This window comes from Acidicapsa acidisoli, from assembly GCF_025685625.1.
Classification (GTDB): Bacteria; Acidobacteriota; Terriglobia; order Terriglobales; family Acidobacteriaceae; genus Acidicapsa; species Acidicapsa acidisoli.
Genome location: NZ_JAGSYI010000001.1, coordinates 2,235,888 through 2,255,703, shown reverse-complemented (window position 1 = coordinate 2,255,703; position 19,816 = coordinate 2,235,888). Strand labels below are relative to the sequence as shown.

Here is a 19,816-nt window from a genome sequence, read left to right as displayed (position 1 = left end):
GGAGTTGCGCTCGCAGATGTTCCGGCGCGATCAAACAAGCGCCGGAACGTTGATCTGTCCCGCCGTGCCGAAGACCCTGCGATAGCGCTCCACTTGTTCCGGATCTCCCATCGCCTTGGCGTAGTTGTCAGAGAGCTTCACAGCCGGGCGGCCGTTGGCGTCTGTAAGCTTGCATACCAGACTGATCGGATCGAAGCCGCTGCCGCCGCTCGGATCGCAGTTGCGAAAGTCATTGGTAAGCAGCGTTCCCCAGCCGGAGCTGAAACGAATTCTTCGCTTCGGGCTCCACTTTTCCGAATCGAGAAAATCCGATGCGTCGTTAAAGTCCTGTGGGTTCCGATCCCCAAGTATCTCGCCAGAAAAATAGGCATGCAGACCAAGAATATCCTGCACATCCAACCCATCCGACGCAATGATGAACTTCTTCTCCGGATCGCGTCCACGCTTCCTCAGCCAATCAATATATTCGTCGCCCGCTACATACGGGCTCTTGCTGTCCATGCGCTGCCCTGTCCAATCCGTAACCCAGTCCGGCGCGCCTTCAAGAAACTGCGTCGTGCCAAATGTATCTGGAAGCATAATCAGCAACTCGCGTTGATACGTACTCTGCCATAGCTCAAGCATTCGATATTGCGACGCCTTCAGTTCTTCATCTGTCTCAGCCATCGCAGCCAAAGCCATCGGCAGTTCGTGCGCGTTAGTGCCGATGGCTTCAAGGTCATGCTTGTATGCGAGATAAGTATTCGAAGACCCCGTGAAGCTTGAGCCGAGCGTATCCCGCATCGCCTTCACAACATACTCCTGCCACAGAAAGCTGTGACGACGGCGCGTCCCGAAGTCGGCGACTCTCAGTCCTGGTACCCCGCGCAGGCGCTCGATCTTGCTCCACAACTTGGCTTTGGCGCGAGCGTACAGGATATCGAGCGAAAACTCGCTCATCTCCCGCAGGCTGGTGCGCGTCTTCAACTCGCTCAGGATGGCAAGCGCATAAATCTCCCACAGCGTAGTCTGTGTCCATAATCCGCGGAACGACAAGCTTATATCTCCATCCTGAATCGATAGCTCATAATCGGGCAGTCGAAAATCGTGTTCCAGCCAATCCAGAAAATCCGGCTCGAAGATGCCGCGTTTACCGTAGAAGGTATTGCCGGCCAGCCAGATCAGCTCCGACTTCTGAAAGCGCAGGCTGCGCACATTGTCCAGTTGCATGCGCAGTTCCTCAAGACTGATCCGTTCCGCCAGCGAGACCGTTGTACTCCGGTTCACCAGCGAGAACGTAACCTCCACCTCAGGAAAATGCTTCCAGATGAACTGCAGCATCAGCAGCTTGTAGAAATCTGTATCCAGCAGCGAGCGGGTAATGGGGTCGAGCTGCCAATTATGGTTATGTGCCCGCTCTGCTAAGTTCACGATCATGCGTCAGGTCCTCGCCTCGCTCAATCCAAGCCCATTACTTCGTATTCGATACCAAAGCATTTAAATACGATTCGTTGACCGTTGAATTTTCAAAGCGAATCTTAACCAGCAGGTCCTGAAACGCCGCCCGCGAGTCATCCAGCGAAGGACGCACGGCAATTGCCTTCTCAGTATCGCCCATTCCAAAATGTTGAGCCGCAAAGGCAACAATCTCATCCCAGTGTTCGGGCCGTGCAAAGGTCACCGGAGCCGAGGTCGCCTGCATCTTCTTGTAGGGCCAGAATGTCCAACTGATCTCGTTGTCATCGAGAAGCTTTCTGAACTGGCTGATCCACTCGTCCGTATTCTCGCCAGATTCCCCCATCCAGATCGGCACATTGTATTTATCCCGGAAATCGACATACGACTGAATTTCCTTCTGCTCCGGTTTCATCCAGTACTTATGAAACGTGTACATCATGTTCTTGTCGAACGGCGGACCAAAGACAGTAAAGTTAGTATCCCACTGCGCTCCACCCAGAATAACCACGTGGTTCTGGTCGACCGATCGCACCGCGGCGACAAGTTTCTTATAGACCGGCTCCAGCTTCGAGTTATATTGCTTCAAGTTCGGAAAAGTCGGGATAGGCTCATTCAGCAGGTCATACCCCAACACCGTTGGATTGCTGCGATAATGCTCGGCAACTCGCTTCCAGATATCCATCGCGTGCTGTTGACTCGCTTCGTCCTCATAGAGCCACGGATACCCCCAGCTATCGTCGATATTCGCACCTGTCTGCCCGCCGGGCGCGCAGTGCATATCCAGAATCACATACAATCCATCTTCTTTGGCCCACCCAACGACCCGGTCCACCAGCGCAAAGCCTTCCTCATTTCCCGGCTCAAAAAACTTGTAATGAAACGGTATCCGGATGGTGTTGAAGCCAGCCTTGGCAATCAAATCGATGTCCTTGCGAGTGATGTACTGATCCCGATACTCATGCCAGAACTTCGCAGCATCCGTAGGGCCAATCAGTTCGTTGACTATGGCTTCGATCTCGCGCGCCGACTGCGGGCCATGCTCCAGGCGGAACATATAACCCTCCTGCACCAGCCAGTTGCCCAAATTCGTGCCGCGCAAAATAAGCTTGTGCCCGTGGGCATCCGCAAGAAACTTGCCGTCCGCATGCACAAAGCGGCTTTGAGCACCAAGCCCGGAGGTCACAGCCAAAAACAACGATAAGATCGCCGGAAAGACAAGCCTGCGCATATCTAACTACCTCAAATTCGATATTGTTTGTACCAGAAATAATGTATATCAATGCGCTGGCAGAAGATCGGCTGAATGTATGACATTGCAAGGCGTACTCTTCCATTTGCGGAGTTTTCCAGTATCCTCATCTCAGCCATGAGCGCAACTATCTCCACCACCGGACTGACCCGCCGCTTCGGCGATTTCGTTGCCGTTCAGAATGTTAACCTGAATGTCGTCCAGGGGCAGTTCTACGGCTTCCTGGGTCCGAACGGCGCCGGCAAGTCCACCACCATCAAGATGCTGACCGGGCTGCTCGCCCCCACTTCAGGCACCATCCAGGTTCTGGGCATGGACTTCGCCGCCAACGCCCTCGAAGTCAAGCGCCAGATCGGCGTAGTCCCCGAGGGCATGGCGCTCTTCGGACGCCTAACCGCCTCCGAATACCTGCGCTTCGTCGGCCAGATGTACGGCCTCGACGACGCCACGACACGCCAGCGCAGTGAAGAGTTGCTCGAATTCATGAATCTGGCCAACGAGACAAAGAAGCTCATCACCGACTTCTCCCACGGCATGCAAAAGAAGCTGGCCCTCGCCGCAGCCGTCATCCACGGACCGAAGATTCTCTTCCTCGATGAGCCCTTTGAAGGCGTGGACGCCATCGCCGCCGGCACCCTGAAACAAATGCTGCAAGGAATGATCGCCCGCGGCGCCACCATCTTCCTTACCTCGCACGTTCTCGAAATCGTAGAGCGTCTTTGCACCCACGTCGGCATCATCAACCACGGCGAACTCATCGCAAATGGCTCCATGGAAGAGCTTCGCGCCGGAGTTCACACCCAGGCCGATAACACCACCACGCGCCTTACCCTCGAAGAGATATTCATCCGCATCATTGAAAAAGAAGGCGGCAAAGAGGACGGAGCAGCCAATCAGCACTCCGAACAGGAGCTTTCATGGCTAGGTTAGAGACCTCGCCCGAATCGGAACTCACCGCAAAGGTCTCAACGCGCCGCCAGTTTGCCGCAATCACATGGCTGCGCTGGCGTATCTTCGTCAACTCCCTGCGCGGCAAAGGCGCTGCCGGCGAACTCGTCGTCAAAATCATCTCGTATCCATTCCTGGCCATCGTGATCCTCGGCCCCTCAATCGGCTCAGGTGTGGCTTCGTACTACCTGGTGACCAACGATCAGGTCAATCTACTCGCCATACCTCTTTGGATCATCTTTGCCCTCTGGCAATTCATCGGCGTCAACACTTCCGCCACCGGGCCATCGTTCGATCTCTCGTCGCTCATTCGATTTCCCATTCGCTATCGCGACTATCTGCTCATCCGGCTTTCCTTCGGCCTCATGGACCCGCCGACACTCGCGGGCATCGGATGCCTCATGGGCATGTGCGTCGGCATCGCCATCGCCGCTCCATGGCTGCTGCCGTGGTCTGCGCTGGCTCTTTTCGCGTATTGCGTCTGCAACATCCTGTTTTCGAGAATGATCTACTCATGGATGGAGCGATGGCTGGCACAGCGGCGCACCCGCGAACTCCTCACCGGCATCATCCTCGCAGTATCCCTGGGCGTCCAATTCGTCGCTCAGTACGCGCAGCGCCTGAGCCATCATGGAAATCACGCGCCTGTAAGCCCATGGCTGACCAAGACAATCGACATCATGGTCTTCATGAATTGGCTGCTACCGCCGGGCCTCACCGCGCTGTCGATTGACCACTTTCATACCGGAGACACACTGATCGCCACGACCGCACTCGGCGGTGTTGTGGCCATTACCATCGGCTTCCTGCTCGTGCTCCACCTGCGGCTGCGCGCGCAGTTCCTCGGCGAAGACCTCAGCGAAGCACCCGCAGCGCTGCAACCCAAGCCTATATCTGTCAAGCTCCAGCCAACCGTTGCAGCGCCCACAGCGAACGCCTCATTTTCCTTTCTTCCGCCCACGGTCGCCGCCTGCCTCCTCAAGGAGATCCGCTATCTGCTGCGCAGCGGCCCCAAGCTCTACACGCTGATCATGCCCGTCTTCCTCGTCTTTCTCGTGTCGATGCGTTCCTCCGGCATGAACTACGCCGGAGTATCGCGCCACAGTTTAACCACAATGCTCTTCAGCTACGGCTGCGCCTACACGCACCTGATATTCGTCGGCCTCATCTACAACTCCTTTGGCGGCGATGGGACGGGAATTCAGTTCTACTTCATGGCTCCCGTGCGCATGAGGGACGTCGTACTCGGCAAGAACCTCATGACCATAGGCATCTTCGCCATCGAAATCATCCTCATCTACATCGCTTCGGCAATCATCGCCAGACCAGCACCGCTCGATCTCACCGCCGCCACAATTGCCTGGAGTTTCTTCACGCTATTCGTCAGCCTGAGCATCGGCAATGTCCGTTCGATTGCATCGCCCAAAGTGCTCGACTCGGCAAAAGTCCGCAGCCAGAATGTCTCCGGATTGAGCAGCCTCATCAGCCTTCTCGTCGTTGCAACAGCCGTCGCTTTAGGAGCCGTCATGGTATTGGTTGACCACATTCTGCACACAGGCTATTGGCTGGCGGCCGCGATCTTTTCTGTCCTTACGATTCTGGCCTTCGCCCTGTACCTGCTCGTATTGAAGAACGTGGACAGAATTGCCTCAGACCACGTCGAAAACCTGACCAGGGTGCTCGGCAAGGTCTAGGGGCAAAGTGCCAAAGCTGCCCCGAATCAATTACAAAGGTAGGCGAGAGGAATCCACGGACGCCCATGCATCTGCCCATCAAATTGCCATCGTCCGCCCTCCTCGATCTCCAGCAAGGCAACTTCGTCCTTATCAGGATTCAACTCGCCGAACCGGTTCATTTCTCCCTGCTTGAAAAGCTGCTGCTCGCCGCACTCATCGCTGCATCGGCGGTGCTCTTCTGGAAGCGCTTCGGCATCGTCGTCGACAAGATCCTGAAATCACGCAAAGACCCGGGCTTCCATCTTTTCCCCATCGGAAAGCGTGTCTGGGACTTCTTCTGGGAAGTCCTCTGCCAGGCCAAAGTCATCCGCGAACGGCCCCTGCCCGGTCTCGCGCATGCCTTCGTCTTCTGGGGCTTTCTCGCCTTCGCGCTGGTCACCCTGAACCACATCGCCACGGGCTTCGGCATCGGCTTCCTCAACCCCGCCGGAGCCTTCGGAGGCTTCTATTTCCTCGTCGCCGCAGCATTCGCGCTCACCTGCGCCGTCTCCATCATAGGACTCTTCATCCGCCGCTTCGTCGTCCGCCCCATCTGGCTATCGCGTGCCGGTCACGAACTCTCATGGGAATCCGGCGTCATCGCCGGACTCATCTTCGCGCTCATGGCCACCTATCTGGCAGCCTTTTTTGTCACCGACACAAGCCTCGCGGCGCGGCTGCTCTGGTGGGCGCACACTCTCTCGTTGCTGGTCTTTCTGCCGCTCGTCCCGCACACCAAGCACCTGCACCTGATTCTCTCGCCCATCACAATCTTCCTCTCACGCGGCAGCTTCAGCCAGATTCCCGCGCTCGTGGGTGATGAAGACTTCGGCCTTGTCACTGGCAAGGACCTCACTCAGCTCGTCAGCCTGCAAGCCTATTCCTGCGTCGAGTGCGGCCGCTGCACCGAGCACTGCCCCGCTGCCAGCACCGGCAAGAGCCTCAATCCCAAAGAAGTCATCCTCGGAGTTCGCGGCTATCTCAACGAGTACGGTCCAATCGCCGAAGAGCTGCTCCTCGGCAAATACAACTCGCAGGAATCAGCCTTCCAGTGCACCACCTGCGGCGCCTGCGAATTTCAATGCCCTGTCGGCATCGAGCACGTCCCAATCATCGTCGGCCTCCGGCGCGGCGCCACCAACACCGGCGAGTGGGACAACGAATACGGCAGCAAGCTCTTCAACGCCATGGAGCGAAACTCCAACGCACTGGGCTTGAGCGCCACCGAGCGCGACAAATTCGTCCAGAAGCAGGAACTCCCCATCTTCGACGGGACACAAGAATATTGTTTATGGCTCGGCTGCATGGGCGGCTACGACCCCAAAGGCCGCGAAATCATCACCTCCTTCGTCGAAGTCATGCGCTACCTCGGCACGAGCTACGGCGTAATGCGCAAGGAAAAATGCACCGGCGACCCAGCCCGTCGGCTCGGCAACGATCTAGTCTTTCAGCAGCTAGCCGAGAGCAACCTCGAAGCCATGACCCAGCAGAAAGTGAAAAAGATCATCTCCATCTGCCCGCACTGCGTCCGCACCATTCAGGAGGACTGGAAGGAGTTCGGCTCGCCGCCCGAAATCGAGCATCACAGCGAATTTCTCGCCCGCCATCATGCAAGCCTTCCACACAACAACACCGGCGAGAAAATCGCCTACCATGACCCCTGCTACCTCGGCCGCTATCGCAACGTCTACGACGAACCGCGCTCGGTAATCTCATCCGCCGGAACACTCGTCGAAGCCGAACGCTCCCGCGAACGCAGCTTCTGCTGCGGCGCAGGCGGCGGACTCGCATTCCTCGGCGAAGAGCACGGCCAGCGCGTCAGCAGCGTCCGCGCGCAGGAGCTGGTCGCCACCGGAGCCACTACAATTGGGGCTGCATGTCCCTTCTGTAACACCATGTTCCGCGATGCCTTGGCATCTCAGGGAGACAACGCCCCGCGCCTTTTGGACATCGCACAAATTGCGGCCGCTCAGTTGCCAAAGCAGACGCAGACTCAGCCGTCTTGAAAATGACGCTTGAAGTTTGGAAGGGTACGGGCTTTAGCCCGTACATCAACGCAAGCTTTAAATCAGGGCTTTAGCCCCTGAGGGAACGCGGAATTCGCGATCCTCCAAACCACGAGAGACCCATGAAAATCATCGTAGCCATCAAACAAGTGCCCGAACGCGATGCCCGTATCCGCATCGACACCGAGGGCAAATGGATCGATCTGCAGGACGTCGAGTTCACCATGAACGAATCCGACGCCTACGCCCTCGAAGAAGCCCTGCAACTCAAGGAAGCTCACGGCGGCGAAGTAATCGTCCTGAGCGCCGGACCCGAACGCGTCGGCCGCACTATCCGGGAGGCTCTCGCCAAAGGCGCCGACCGCGCCATCCACATCGAGAGCGCCGACGAAACCGCGCTGGCCAAACTCGACGCACTCGGTGTCGCCCGCCTGCTCGCAGCTGCTGTAAAAAATGAGCAAGCCGACCTCATTCTGACAGGTCTTCAATCCGACGACCTCGGCCTCGGCCAAACCGGCGTCATCATGGCCGAACTCCTCGGCCTTCCCCACGCCAGCCTCATCCTCAAAATTGAAAAAACCGAAACCGGCATCAAAGTCCTTCGCGAACTCGAAGACGGCTGGTTCCAGCATCTCGAACTTCCAGCCCCCGCCGTGCTGACCATCCAGTCCGGCAACAGCAAGCTCCGTTACGCCACGCTCATGGGCATCAAGAAGGCCAAAACCAAGGAAGTCCGCGTCGTTTCCGCCGCAGACCTGCTCACTTCGAGCCCGGAAATCAAACAAGAGCCGGTTGTCATTCTGGATAAAGTCGTCCTGCCCCACAAGCAGCGCACCACCCAGATCCTCGGCGGAACCCCAGCCGAAGCCGCCGCCGCACTTGTCGAAAAACTTCAATTCGAGGTGAGAGCCATATGAGTGATCCGATGCCCAGCGTACTGATCTTCCTCGAAGCAAAGAACAACGAAATCACTCGCCTTTCCTGGGAAGCCATGGCCGCAGGCCACGCCCTCGCCGAAGGCCACGGCCTGCCGGTCAACATCGCACTCGTCGGCAGCGCTGGCAATCCGATCTTCGAGACGATTCACGGCAAGCCTCCGCGCACCGTCTACGCCATCGATCACAAGCTGCTCCACGCCTATACGCCAGACGGCTACACCGCCTCCTATGCGCAGTTGATCGAGCACGTAAAACCTGCCTACGTCGTCTTGCCGCACACCTATCAGGTGCGCGATTTCGCCCCGCGCCTCGCGACTCGCTTTCAGCAGGTCCTTATCAGCGACGTCACCGGCATCGAATCCGGCCCGAAGTTTATCCGCCAGCTTCTTCAGGGCAAGCTCAACGCCGAATACCATCACTCCGGAACCGGCATCTGCTTCCTGTCCGTCCAGGCCGGAGCCTTCCGCGCGGACGAAGCCGAAAAGGGCGAAACCACCCTCGAACCCTTCCTGCCAAAGCTCGAAGCGGCTCAAATCCGCACCCAGCCCGGCGAACCATTCCGCGCTTCGGCCCAGACCGTCGACCTCAACTCCGCAGCCATCCTCGTCTCCGTCGGGCGCGGCATCAAGGAGCAAGCCAATCTCCCCATCGTCGAAGAACTGGCCAAAGCCCTCGGCGCGGAACTTGCCGCCTCACGCCCCATCTGCGACAACGGCTGGCTTCCCATGGACCGTCAGGTCGGCAGCTCCGGCCAGACCGTCGCGCCCAAAGTCTACCTCGCTGTCGGCATCAGCGGAGCCATCCAGCATCTCGTTGGTATGAAGGGCTCGCAGTGCATCGTGGCCATCAATAAGGATGAGAACGCGCCCATCTTCGAGGTAGCCGACTACGGCATCGTCGGCGACCTCTTCGAAGTCGTCCCTGCACTGACGGCAGCTATCCGCAAAGTCAAAGGGTGAGCTTGAACCTCAAACTGGAGAAACAGCAGTGACGAAAGACGAGGCCTTGAATCTCGCCAACCATTGGGCTGCGGCGTGGAACAGTCACGATCTCGACCGGATCATGACCCACTATGACGATGCAGTCGAGCTGACTTCACCCGTCGCTGCCCAGCTTCTGGACGTCTCAGACGGCAAAGTAGCCGGAAAACCAAACCTGCGAGCCTACTTTCAGCGAGGGCTGGAAGCCTACCCGGAACTCCACTTCCAACTGGAGGACGTTCTCTGGGGCCTGAACAGCGTCGTGCTCTACTACACAAATCAAAAAGGAACCCGCACCGCCGAGTTCATGGAGATGTCAGCCACCGGAAAAGTGGCCCGAGTGGTGGCGAACTATAGCGCCTAGGGTTTAGCGTCCCAAGCCAGGCCAGCCGCCTGCTTCTGTTGCTTGCGGCGCTGCAGATAGTGAATGAAATCCGGCCAGAACTCCTCGAGCATTGACCCGATGCCGCCCTCGGCCGTCACCACGAACGCGCCCTCAAACGTGCTCCCCACCCCGCGCTCTTTCGCCGGCAGATAAATATTCGAAATGCCTCCGCTGATCAGGTTCCCCACCAGATTCGAGTAGTTCGGCTCCCACTTCCCCGTCCCATCGTGCTTGGCTCTTACGTTCGTCGACAACGCGTAGAGGATGCGGTGCATCGCCGGTCCCTTTCCCAGGCGGAAGTATCGAGGGTCCTGGTGCCAAAGGGAGGGCAGAACTGCATTGCCCCAGAAAGCCCCATCGAACGTATCCGCGTAATTCTGCCCAAATCGTTCACCGTAGCCGCCAATTCCACCGCCGTAGCCTTCATGCGACCCGTCCGCCTGCCCGATCAACGCCACGAACATAGAGAATCCAATGGTCGCCGGATCCTTCTCGGTAGAGAACATCAGCCGGAACTTCTGTGCAGGTGTAAGCGGAACAGCGTCGTCGATATAGCTGGCATTGAAGTTGGGCAAAATGCCAATTCGTTGCGTCTTCTCCTGCTTCAACTGCTCTTCCGCAATCTCGTGCTGTGTCTTCCCTCCTGTAGCGCCCTTGGCAGTGTCGGGATTAGCACTCTGACCGGAAGAAGAAGCCGTTCCCGCCGCGGAACTCGCACTGGAAGCCGCACCGGATTGCTGACCCCCGTCCGGCGTTGCCGTTGCTGAAGGTGTCGCAGTTGGAGACGTCGCCGCTGGAGTCTGAGCCTGCTGCGGCTCCGGAGCATCCGGCAGTTCCAGATTTGCGACCTGTGCTTTCACAGAAGCCGAGTCTTGGCCGAAATCCTGCGCATTCAATGGAGTCCGGATACACAATACTGCGATTCCCACCATCAGGCAGGTAAAGACAGGGGAAAGGCGCAAAGTCATTCGGGTATCGATCTCCAGGGACATTCTGGGACGGGTCGCGGTCAAAACACCTTCACGCGCACGAACGGGAAGTCTTAATTAAGGTTAACCGATGCGGCCGAACACCAAGCCGGAACGCTAAACCCGAATAGTGAACCCGAGAGCAATCGTGATCCTGTGAGTTAGACGTAGATCTCCGCCCAGTGGCCGACGAAAAATCGCACCAAGGCCTTCACTTCCCCTCACAAAAAGCAAATATGAGAACAAGAAACGCAGGAAGGCCTCCGAACCGGCGCGATTTCCCAGGCCGATCGACCAGCAACCCTCCAGGCTCCGCCGTCGATTCCGCCCTTACTCCCGACCCGGTACCGGCAAAGCCGTCCGCGCCTTGATCTCGCCCAGCATCAGTTCCACCTGCTCATGCTCCTCCAGGCTCTGAAACTTGTCCTCCAGCGTCTCCGGCGCCAGAATCTCCCCCGCCGCCGCATTCTCTGCTGCATGTTGCCGAACCCGGCTCTTCATCCGCCCCAGCGCCGCGTCCTGGGTCACGCCCACCGTCTGCCGCGCCTGCGTAGCCCGCCCCACAATCTTCGTCCGACGATGTTCCGCCATCAGAATCTCGCACTGCGCCCGCGTCTCATTCAGTTTCTGATCCAGCTTGCGCAGCGTCTGCCGCAACGTGTCCGCCTCCAGTTTCTGATCCTCCGCCTGTTGGGCAAAGCCCTTCGCCAGCCGCTCCACGCTCAGCGACCGCTCCAGCGCCCCGCGCGCCAGGTCGTCATGGCCTTTCGCGACAGCCAGCTCCGCCTTGCGCTTCCACTCGGCAACCTCCTGCTCATGCTCGCTTCGTTTGCGTTCCAGCAGATGCTGATCGGCAATCGCAATCGCAACCTGCGTCTTCACCTGCATCAATTGGTTCTCCATATCCAACACCAGCTGCTTCAGCAGCCTTTCCGGATCCTCGGCCTTCTCGATCAGGTCGTTGAGATTCGCCCGTAACAGCGTGCTCACTCTCTCCAGCAATGCCATGGTCTTCTCCTTTTTCAAACTTCCAGCTCATAAACCAACTAAGAGCGGGTGCCCTAGGTCTCGCTTTTGTGACCTGGGAATCCACAAATCTGGGTGCCCCACCCTTGACGCGTACTTTGCGTCAAGGGTGGGTGACCACCGAACCCCGCACCTCAGGCAAATTCCACGTGTAGGACGCCCAGGTCTCGCTTCTGAGACCTGGGGCGCATCCCGAACAGCTATTCCTTCCCATTCGGTTTCTGCCGGATCGCCTGCACATTCGACATCAGGCTCTTGATATCCATCCCGCTCAGCGCCTCAAAGATCGCCGGAACCTGCGCAGCAATCTTCGTCATATCCCCGGTCACCTTATGCACCCCGGCCGACGAGTCATTGCCCGTCGAAACCACCGTGATCTTATCCACATGCGACAACGGCTCGCACATCGCCCGCACCACATCCGCCATATTCGTCAGCAGCTTGTCGACCACCGCCGCCTGGTTCCAGCCCTGGTACGCATCGGCCTTCAGATTCATCGCCTTGGCCTCCGCCTCGCCCTTCTGGAAGATGATCGAAGCCTCCGCCTCACCTTGCGCAATAATCGAAGCGCCTCGTCCCTCAGCCTCAGTCGTCAAACGAGCCTTCTCCGCCGAAGCCAGCGTCTCAATCCGCTGACGCTCAACCTCCGCTGGCTTCAGCACCGTCGCAATCAGCTCCTTCTCGCGACGCAGAATCTCAGCCTCCTGCACCTTCACCTGCGCTTCCTTCTCCGTCTGCTCGATCTTCACCTGCTCGGCAATCACCTGCTGCTGCATGATGTTCGTCTGGATCTCGTAAGCCTTATCCGCCGTCGCCTGCTGCCTGCGGCTCTGCTCGGCGTACTGCGATTTCTTGATGTCCATATCGCGCTGCGCCTCAGCCTGCCGCGCCTGCGAAGCCGTCTGCGCAATCACCCGCTCCTGGTCCGCCAACGCCGTCGCAACCGCCGACTCCCGCGCAGCTACCGCACGCTGGATCGCCGTATCGCGCTCCGCCGTCGCCATCGCAATATCCGCATCGCGCTTGATCCTCGCAATATCCGGCCGGCCCATGTTCGAGATGTAGTCGTTCTTGTCGCGCACTTCCTTGATCGTGAACGAAACCACCTCCAGCCCCATCTTGCTCATATCCCCGGCGCAGGTATTGCGCATCCGCTCGCCCATCATCTCCGGCTCCTTGACGATCTGCTCCACCGTCAACTGCCCGATAATGCCGCGCAGATGGCCCTCCATCACCAGCCGAATCAACCCTTCCCGCTGCTGCGGATTCTTGCTCAAAAACTGTTCAGCCGCCGTAAGAATCGAAGGCTGATCGCTGCGAACCTTGATCTGCGCCACAGCCTCAACCGTCACCGCAACACCCTGGTTCGTATACAAGTCCTGCTGCGGAGCCACATCAAAACTCATCAGTTCCAGCGACAATTCCCGGCAGCTCTCCACCATCGGCCAGATAAAGGTGCCGTGGCCAGTGATAACACGCGGACCGCGAGCACCATAGACAATCAATGCTTCATTTGGGCTCGCCTTGCGATACATCTTCGCAATCATTCCCATGAAGAAGATCAACACAAGGACACCCACGCCAACATACATAGCAATCACGTTTGCCATTGGATTCCCGGTCCTTTCAACCGGGAGAGTCATTTCATTGGTTGAACAACGTTACTGGCTAACTACTCAACTTACTTACTCAAAACAAAATCAATCTGGGTGCCCCAGGTCTCGACTTTGAGACCTGGGATCAGCGATGCGGGTCGGACAATAACTCTGGGTGCCCCATCCTTGCCACGTTCTTTGTGGCAAGGGTGGGATGGAACTCGACTATCGAGTCACCTCGGGTAAATCCTCCCACTTGCGGACATAAGCAATCCCCTTCTCATACCGCACCACAAACACCTCTTCCCCCTTCGAAATCGCATCCCCCAGATCCGCGCGAGCCGGAACAGACCGCCGCGCGCCCATCTGCTCATACAGCACCTCCCCCGTTCCGTGAGCGCGAATCGGCGCACTCACCCGCCCGATCACACCTGTCACCGCCGTCTCGTCCGCCGTCAACTCGCGCTCATACGGCAGCATCACCTTGGTCAGGAAGGCAAAGATCAAAGCCCCGCCCACCAGCCCGCAAAGCGCCGACAGCAGAAACACGATCCCGGCCACAAAGCTCCCATAGCGCGTCATCAAATACCCCGCCGCGCCAAACCAGCACAGGAAGACCATGATCGAAAAAGCATTCCACCAAGGAACAGCAGCCGAACCGCGTCCGCTGGCAGCAGGATGCACCACCCCATGCCCGCCAACGGGAACATGCGAAGCATGAGGCAGATGAAAATGCCAGTGAATATGCCCCATCCCGCCCACCAGCGAAACCACGCTCAACAGCAGCCCCGCCACAAAACAAGCAAAGTAAAACCCCTCCCAGAAACTCATCCCAGCCCCCACCATCGCAATTGCGGTCACCCCCGCCATCGGAAGAATCGCAATCATCGCTCTACCACCTTTCTCCTTTTCCCAAGCGCTCCTCGCGCCTTTGACTCTTCGGCTTTGCGCGCCTTCAGCAGTTCCGCCTCACCTTCGACGTCTTCCGGCGACGCAACCGGCCGTAACACTTCCATCAATCGCGGCATCAGCCCCGGAGTCTCAAGAATCGCCTCCAGCAACAGCAGGCACTCCCGCGACTGCTCATGCCGGGCCACGGTCAGCAGCGCATGTTTCAGCACCGCATCCCGCCGGAACCGTTCCGCCCCGGCCACCAGCCAAAGATCCAGCTTGTCTTCCATGCCGCGAACATCGCTCTGCAGCTCAGGGTGATACCCCTCGGGATCGTCCACCAGATACCCCGGATGCACCTTGAAGAAGCTCGCCAGCGTCTGCCGCGTCGTATTGGTCAGGTGCGGACGCGCCCCGCTCTCAATCTGCGAAAGGTAGCTCTGGCTCAACTTGCCGCCAGTCTCACCCTCGATCAGCCTAACCAGCTCCTGCTGATTGATCGCCCGGCCCATCCCGCGCAAACTGCCCTCCACCTCGCGCAGATACCGGATTTTCTCCCCAAGTTTCATCCCCGAAACCGCCTCGATTTTCGAGATTGCAAAATGCAATATTGCAATCCGCGAATAAATGTATCGCTGATTGCAATACGCGTCAACAAAAATCGACGGGCTTAATCTCACCCGTCAGACAGCTAGGTCTGAATGAATAACCACGAGGGTGCCCCAGGTCTCGCCTTTGAGACCTGGGTTTCGGCGAACGCCACAAATGCCTACCCGAAATCCCCTGATCTCTTGGCAGCGATAGCGTTGAATTATTCAGGTTATTGCGTTGAATTATTCAGGTTTCTGTATCATATGAATCCTTAGCCGGGTGCCGGGTGCCCCATCCTTGACGCGTCCTTTGCGGCAAGGGTGGGAAACCACAGAAGCCGGACCTGTTCTTGCCGTTGCCCTTGCCTTTCTGGCTGTCACTCCCCCGCAGGAATCTGCTTGGCCAGCAAATGAAGCTGCAAACTGGCTTTGCGCGGAATTACCCACCAAAGGCGCAAAATAGAGAAGAACAGCCGAACCAAGCTGCGAGCCACATCGAATACGTCGCAAAAGAGGGCATTTATGCGCCAAAAACCGCACAAAAACGCCCCTTTTCGCACCCTAAAAATAACCCTAAGCCATGCAAAATGTGCATCATACACACAAAAAACACCCTCACCCCCTGGGTATCATTCCCTCTTTGTTCGCCTTCGGGCCAAAACTGACGGCATTTACAACTCAAAAAGCATCGCGCAAGCCCCGCAACTCACCGCGCCGAACGCTCTGAGGACCCACACGTCCCGACCCATAAGACACGACAAGCAAGCCCGCATCTTGTTCTAGCTAAGGCAAAATGCCGTATGCTGTCCCCATGCAACTGGAAGCCATACAGGCCGCCCTTCGCGCCGCTCAACTCGACGGCTGGCTCTTCTACGATCACCACCATCGCGACCCCATCGCCACACGCATCCTCGGGCTGGACCCGCACGCGCACGTCACACGCCGCTGGTACTACTTCGTCCCGGCCATCGGCGAGCCGCGCAAGCTCGTCCATCGCATCGAAGCCGGACGCCTCGACAGCCTTCCCGGCTCAAAATCCGCCTACTCAAGCTGGCAGGAGCTTGAATCCGCCCTCGACGCCATGCTCACCGGCTCGCGCCGCGTGGCCATGCAGTACTCGCCGCGCAACGCCATCATGTACGTCTCCATGGTCGACGCAGGCACAATCGAACTCCTGCGCTCGCTCGGCAAAGAAATCGTCAGCTCCGCCGACCTCATCAGTCAGTTCGAAGCCGTCCTCACCGCCGACCAGATGGCCAGCCACAACGTCGCCCAGCGCAAGATCGACGCCATCCTCGCCCAGGCCTTTCGTGAGATCGGCCGCGTCCTGCACCCAGCCTCAGGCAAGCCCGGCGTCATCACCGAATACGACATGGTCCAGTGGTTCGCAGACGCCATGCGCCGCGAAGGCCTCACCTTTGAAAACGGACCCAACGTCAGCGTCGGCCCCAACAGCGCCGACTCCCACTACGAGCCAACAGCAGCCAGCGCGCGCCCCATCCGCAACGGCGACTTCCTGCTCATCGACATCTGGGCCAAAACCGAAGCTCTCGCCGCCGGCCTGCCCAGCATCCACTACGACATCACCTGGACCGGCGTCATCGGCCGCGAGCCCACCGAACTGGAGCAGCGCGTTTTCTCGACCGTCCGCGACGCCCGCGACGCAGCCATCGCCGTCGTTGAGCAGGCCTTCGCCATCAATCGCCCCTTGCACGGCTACGAACCGGACGACGCCGCCCGCGAAGTCATCCGCCGAGCCGGATTCGCGGAATACTTCACCCACCGGACCGGCCACAACATCGCCGCCGAACTCCACGGCTCAGGCGCTCACCTAGACAACCTGGAAACTCACGACGAGCGCCTGATCCTGCCCAACACCTGCTTCTCCGTCGAACCCGGCATCTACCTGCCCCCGAACTTCGGCGCGCACCCCCAGTTCGGCATCCGCAGCGAAGTCAACATGCTCACCATCCCCGGCCGCGCCTGGGTCACCGGCCCACGCCAGCAGGAATTAGTCCGTATTTGATCCGCATCTGACAGTCAGGCTCTACAGGAGATCGAATCGCTTGAAATTGTTCCTATGCACCCTTATCGCGCTTACCTCGCTGAGCGCACAGGCAGCGCCCCAGGATTCCACAACTGCAAAAATCGAGCCCGTCGAACACAGCTTTGTGCTGCGCAACTTCCGCACCGAAAGTGGCGTCGTATTGCCGGAAGCCAAGGTCGTCTACGGCACCTACGGCCATCTCAATGCCGCCGGTGACAACGCCGTGCTGCTGCCCTCGCATTACATGGCGGAGATGCACGGCTATGAGTGGCTGATCGGCCCCGGCAAAGCGCTCGACCCCACGCGCCAGTTCCTCATTGCGACGGAGCTTTTCGGCAACGGCCGATCATCATCGCCCAGCAACACGCCCGAGCCCTTCCATGGGCCGCGCTTCCCGGTCACGACGATTCGCGATAACGTCGAGGCCGTCCACCAACTGCTTACCACTGAGCTAGGCGTGCATCACCTGCAGGCTGTTATCGGATTCTCGATGGGCGCACAGCAGGCATTTCAGTGGGCCGTTTCGTATCCCAATTTCATGGATCACATTGTAGCCACCTCCGGCACAGCCAAGACGTACGGCCACGGAATCGCGCGAAACGAGAGTGAAATTCTGGCCATCACGACCGACGCGGCCTTCAAGGGCGGGGAGTACACCGAGGAACCGGAGAAAGGGATTCAAGCATTCTCGCTGGTCTGGACAGCGTGGCTCTACGGACAAGAGTGGTGGCGGCGCGAGCTGTGGAAGACCGATGCCAAACCGGGCGCCACACTTGCCCAGGTGCTGGACGAGTACAGGACCAACTTCATTCCTCACGCCGACGCCAACAACCTGATCCTGCAACTGCGCACCTGGGAGCAGCATGATGTGGGTACAACGCCGGGCTTTCACGGCGACACGGAAAAGGCACTCGCCAGCATCAAAGCTCTAGTTCTCTACATGCCTTCAGAGACCGATCTCTATTTCCCCGTCGGCGATGCCCGATACGAGGCAAAGTTCATTCCGCATTGCACGCTGCTTCCGATTCCCTCTCTCTGGGGACACCCGGCTGGTGCCGGAGCGAGCCCAGCCGATGAAACTTTCCTCAACGAGCACATCGCTTCTTTCCTGAAGGAACCAGCAGTCACGCGCTAGGCAGACTCTCCCGAGCGCCCTCATGTAGAATCAAGAAGAAATGGCGACATCCACATCCAAGACCACGGCCAGTTCAGGATTCCAATACGGGCCGCTGCTGGCCGGCTGGCTCCTGCCTGGCGCAGGGCATTTTATGCAGCGCATGTGGGTTCGCGGAACACTGCTGCTGGTAGCCATCGGCGGCATGTTTTTTCTCGGCCTGGCCATGCAGGGCAAGCTCTACACCAGCGCACAGAATATTCTGGATATGCTGGGCCTCGCAGGCGACCTCGGCAGCGGCCTCTTTTATCTGATCAGCCGTCAGCTTGGCCTCGGCGCAGACTCCGTTCAAGTCACGACGGCGGACTACGGCACTCGCTTCATCGTTGTCGCCGGACTGCTCAATGTCATTGCAGCCGTCGATGCGCATAATCTATATACCGGCAGGAAACAATGATCTTCAGGCCGTCCCACTTCACCGCGGTGCTCTTGTTCGCGCTCTTCGCGTCCACCGTCTTCGCTATCACCCAGCGAGACACGCCAAAGAGGATGCTGCGCTACGGAGCAGTCTCCTTTGCCGCCTTCACAGGCTCTGCAATCGTCCTAAGCTGGCTTATGTTTCTGCTGGCACGCTAAGCCCTTACCCATACGGCTGCGTTAAAGCTATGGGCGATCTCATATCGCTCAGACTGATAGAGATCTACGGCGTGCGAATTTGCCTCTGTGACCGTCAGGGTCAGCTCCGTCATTCCCAGTCTTTGGAACTGCATCGCCGCCACTCGTAGCAACAACCTCGCCAGTCCCAGCCTGCGATACTGCGGATGCACACAAATCTGCGTAATGTGCCCGCATTGCGAGCTGACGCGCGACCCCAGCAGCAGAGCTATCGGTTCCCGGCTGATTCGATCGACAATGACATGCGAGGCCTGCACCGAAAAGACGCCACATCCCGGAAACCTCACAATGTTCTGCAAGAACCGTTGTGAACCGTGGACTGTACGGTACTGATCGTTGATCAGGCTGTCAGGGTGGTCGCGATAGGCTTCAGCAATGAGTCTTCCTGCCGCGTTCAGGTCCTGGTCTTGCCATGGACGCAGTTCAAGCTCCGCAGCCAAATCAAATCTGGCCTCGCTCAGCGTTCCGATGAGACTGCGCCGCATGTAAAGGCGCCGGTAGACATCAAAACCGGACCGGAGAAATGTCTCCGAGTGTTCGCCATCGCGGTGCAGAAGCAATTGGGACTCGATTCGATCCACTCCCGGCGAATGTAACAGCAACTCCAGCAGTCGTTGCAGGAGGCTTTCTTCTACCTCCCGTCCCGCGCCGCGGCGTCCATCCGGCCCCATCGACAAAGAATGAGCGGACTCCTCCGGCAGCGCAAAAACATCGCCGATTACGGCCTTGGAATCCTCGTAGACGCAAAAAACATACCCGGTCACCCGTCCGGCATCCACTGCGACATAGCCGGGCAAAGAACGCGAATCGAGGTACTGGAGCAGTAGTTTAGCGGATGCGAGGTAGTCCCAGTTCAGCCGCTCCCGCCACATGGCGCTCTCCGCCTCCAGCACCGGACGCAGCATCGGTGCGGCAAAGTGCCGCAAGTCCAGGATCTCGAGCGAAAGACCGGAAGCCATGCTACGCCTCAAAACTGATTGCCCAAACCCAGGCAAGCTCTGAAAACATACCGATCCCAGTACCGATCCGGATGATTTCGGAAAGCCCAACCCGACGACTCAGGGATTGTGAAAAAGCATACAGCAGATTCAGACTGGAGCCGGGAATAGATTCACAATCCGGAAATATATCCGGAGTGATTCATTAGACTCGGAACTCCCGATTTTGGATTCCGCGTCAATTCTCAATTGTCAGTGCCAATTCAAGCTATAGCGCCTTTGGTTCCTTGCGGCCTCATTTCTGCAGGTAAATC

18 protein-coding genes are annotated in these 19,816 nt (G+C 58.3%); 10 read left to right on the top strand and 8 right to left on the bottom strand.

Annotated elements, in window-relative coordinates:
• Positions 1-30: 30 nt before the first annotated feature.
• Positions 31-1,416: a nicotinate phosphoribosyltransferase gene (locus OHL23_RS09100; RefSeq protein WP_263351462.1), complete on the bottom strand. Its 1,386-nt coding sequence runs from the start codon at positions 1,414-1,416 to the stop codon at positions 31-33.
• A gap of 34 nt (positions 1,417-1,450) precedes the next feature.
• The gene (locus tag OHL23_RS09095) at positions 1,451-2,665 is read right to left on the bottom strand and encodes a glycoside hydrolase family 5 protein (protein ID WP_263351461.1); all 1,215 of its coding nucleotides are present in this window, start codon (positions 2,663-2,665) and stop codon (positions 1,451-1,453) included.
• 75 nt (positions 2,666-2,740) lie between these two features.
• Here OHL23_RS09095 and OHL23_RS09090 point away from each other — a divergent pair, with 75 nt between their 5' ends.
• The 6 genes from OHL23_RS09090 to OHL23_RS09065 all read left to right on the top strand — a co-directional run bounded on the left by OHL23_RS09090 (position 2,741) and on the right by OHL23_RS09065 (position 9,637).
• Positions 2,741-3,616 carry an ABC transporter ATP-binding protein gene (locus OHL23_RS09090; protein ID WP_317891664.1) on the top strand — a complete coding sequence of 292 codons (876 nt, stop codon included), beginning with the start codon at positions 2,741-2,743 and terminating at the stop codon, positions 3,614-3,616.
• Positions 3,604-5,328, top strand: a complete 1,725-nt coding sequence (locus OHL23_RS09085; protein WP_263351460.1) for a hypothetical protein — start codon at positions 3,604-3,606, stop codon at positions 5,326-5,328. Before OHL23_RS09090 ends, OHL23_RS09085 begins: the two co-directional genes overlap by 13 nt.
• 65 nt (positions 5,329-5,393) lie before the next feature.
• On the top strand, positions 5,394-7,355 hold the full coding sequence (locus OHL23_RS09080; protein WP_263351459.1) for a (Fe-S)-binding protein: 1,962 nt from the start codon (positions 5,394-5,396) through the stop codon (positions 7,353-7,355).
• A 122-nt stretch (positions 7,356-7,477) separates the two neighbouring features.
• The gene (locus OHL23_RS09075; RefSeq protein ID WP_263351458.1) at positions 7,478-8,272 is read left to right on the top strand and encodes an electron transfer flavoprotein subunit beta/FixA family protein; all 795 of its coding nucleotides are present in this window, start codon (positions 7,478-7,480) and stop codon (positions 8,270-8,272) included.
• Positions 8,269-9,252 carry an electron transfer flavoprotein subunit alpha/FixB family protein gene (locus OHL23_RS09070; protein WP_263351457.1) on the top strand — a complete coding sequence of 328 codons (984 nt, stop codon included), beginning with the start codon at positions 8,269-8,271 and terminating at the stop codon, positions 9,250-9,252. The genes OHL23_RS09075 and OHL23_RS09070 overlap by 4 nt, the downstream gene beginning before the upstream one ends.
• A 28-nt stretch (positions 9,253-9,280) precedes the next feature.
• A complete protein-coding gene (locus OHL23_RS09065) occupies positions 9,281-9,637 on the top strand; it encodes a nuclear transport factor 2 family protein (RefSeq protein WP_263351456.1) in 357 nt (118 codons plus the stop codon).
• On the opposite strand, the gene OHL23_RS09060 is transcribed toward OHL23_RS09065, so the two are convergent.
• The 5 genes from OHL23_RS09060 to OHL23_RS09040 all read right to left on the bottom strand — a co-directional run bounded on the left by OHL23_RS09060 (position 9,634) and on the right by OHL23_RS09040 (position 14,707).
• Entirely contained in the window at positions 9,634-10,626 is a 993-nt protein-coding gene (locus OHL23_RS09060) for a hypothetical protein (protein ID WP_263351455.1), read from the bottom strand. The two genes, OHL23_RS09065 and OHL23_RS09060, sit on opposite strands and share 4 nt — an antisense overlap.
• A 330-nt stretch (positions 10,627-10,956) precedes the next feature.
• Positions 10,957-11,634 (bottom strand): PspA/IM30 family protein, encoded by a 678-nt coding sequence (locus OHL23_RS09055; protein WP_263351454.1) that lies wholly within the window; start codon positions 11,632-11,634, stop codon positions 10,957-10,959.
• A 218-nt stretch (positions 11,635-11,852) separates the two neighbouring features.
• Entirely contained in the window at positions 11,853-13,262 is a 1,410-nt protein-coding gene (locus tag OHL23_RS09050; protein ID WP_263351453.1) for a flotillin family protein, read from the bottom strand.
• Between the two features lie 210 nt (positions 13,263-13,472).
• A complete protein-coding gene (locus OHL23_RS09045; RefSeq protein WP_263351452.1) occupies positions 13,473-14,135 on the bottom strand; it encodes an NfeD family protein in 663 nt (220 codons plus the stop codon).
• Positions 14,132-14,707, bottom strand: a complete 576-nt coding sequence (locus tag OHL23_RS09040; RefSeq protein ID WP_263351451.1) for a helix-turn-helix domain-containing protein — start codon at positions 14,705-14,707, stop codon at positions 14,132-14,134. Before OHL23_RS09040 ends, OHL23_RS09045 begins: the two co-directional genes overlap by 4 nt.
• An 832-nt stretch (positions 14,708-15,539) precedes the next feature.
• Between OHL23_RS09040 and OHL23_RS09035 the strand changes: the two genes are divergently transcribed.
• The 4 genes from OHL23_RS09035 to OHL23_RS09020 are packed head-to-tail and all read left to right on the top strand — an operon-like array spanning position 15,540 to position 18,525.
• Positions 15,540-16,754, top strand: a complete 1,215-nt coding sequence (locus OHL23_RS09035) for a M24 family metallopeptidase (protein ID WP_263351450.1) — start codon at positions 15,540-15,542, stop codon at positions 16,752-16,754.
• A gap of 40 nt (positions 16,755-16,794) precedes the next feature.
• Complete coding sequence (locus tag OHL23_RS09030; RefSeq protein WP_263351449.1) at positions 16,795-17,910, top strand: alpha/beta fold hydrolase; 1,116 nt, start codon at positions 16,795-16,797, stop codon at positions 17,908-17,910.
• Positions 17,911-17,950: 40 nt separating this feature from the next.
• Entirely contained in the window at positions 17,951-18,346 is a 396-nt protein-coding gene (locus OHL23_RS09025) for a DUF6677 family protein (RefSeq protein ID WP_263351448.1), read from the top strand.
• Entirely contained in the window at positions 18,343-18,525 is a 183-nt protein-coding gene (locus OHL23_RS09020; RefSeq protein ID WP_263351447.1) for a hypothetical protein, read from the top strand. The genes OHL23_RS09025 and OHL23_RS09020 overlap by 4 nt, the downstream gene beginning before the upstream one ends.
• Here OHL23_RS09020 and OHL23_RS09015 read toward each other — a convergent pair.
• Positions 18,522-19,523, bottom strand: coding sequence for a GNAT family N-acetyltransferase (locus OHL23_RS09015; RefSeq protein WP_263351446.1), 1,002 nt, complete (start codon positions 19,521-19,523; stop codon positions 18,522-18,524). The genes OHL23_RS09020 and OHL23_RS09015 overlap by 4 nt on opposite strands.
• Positions 19,524-19,816: the final 293 nt, after the last annotated feature.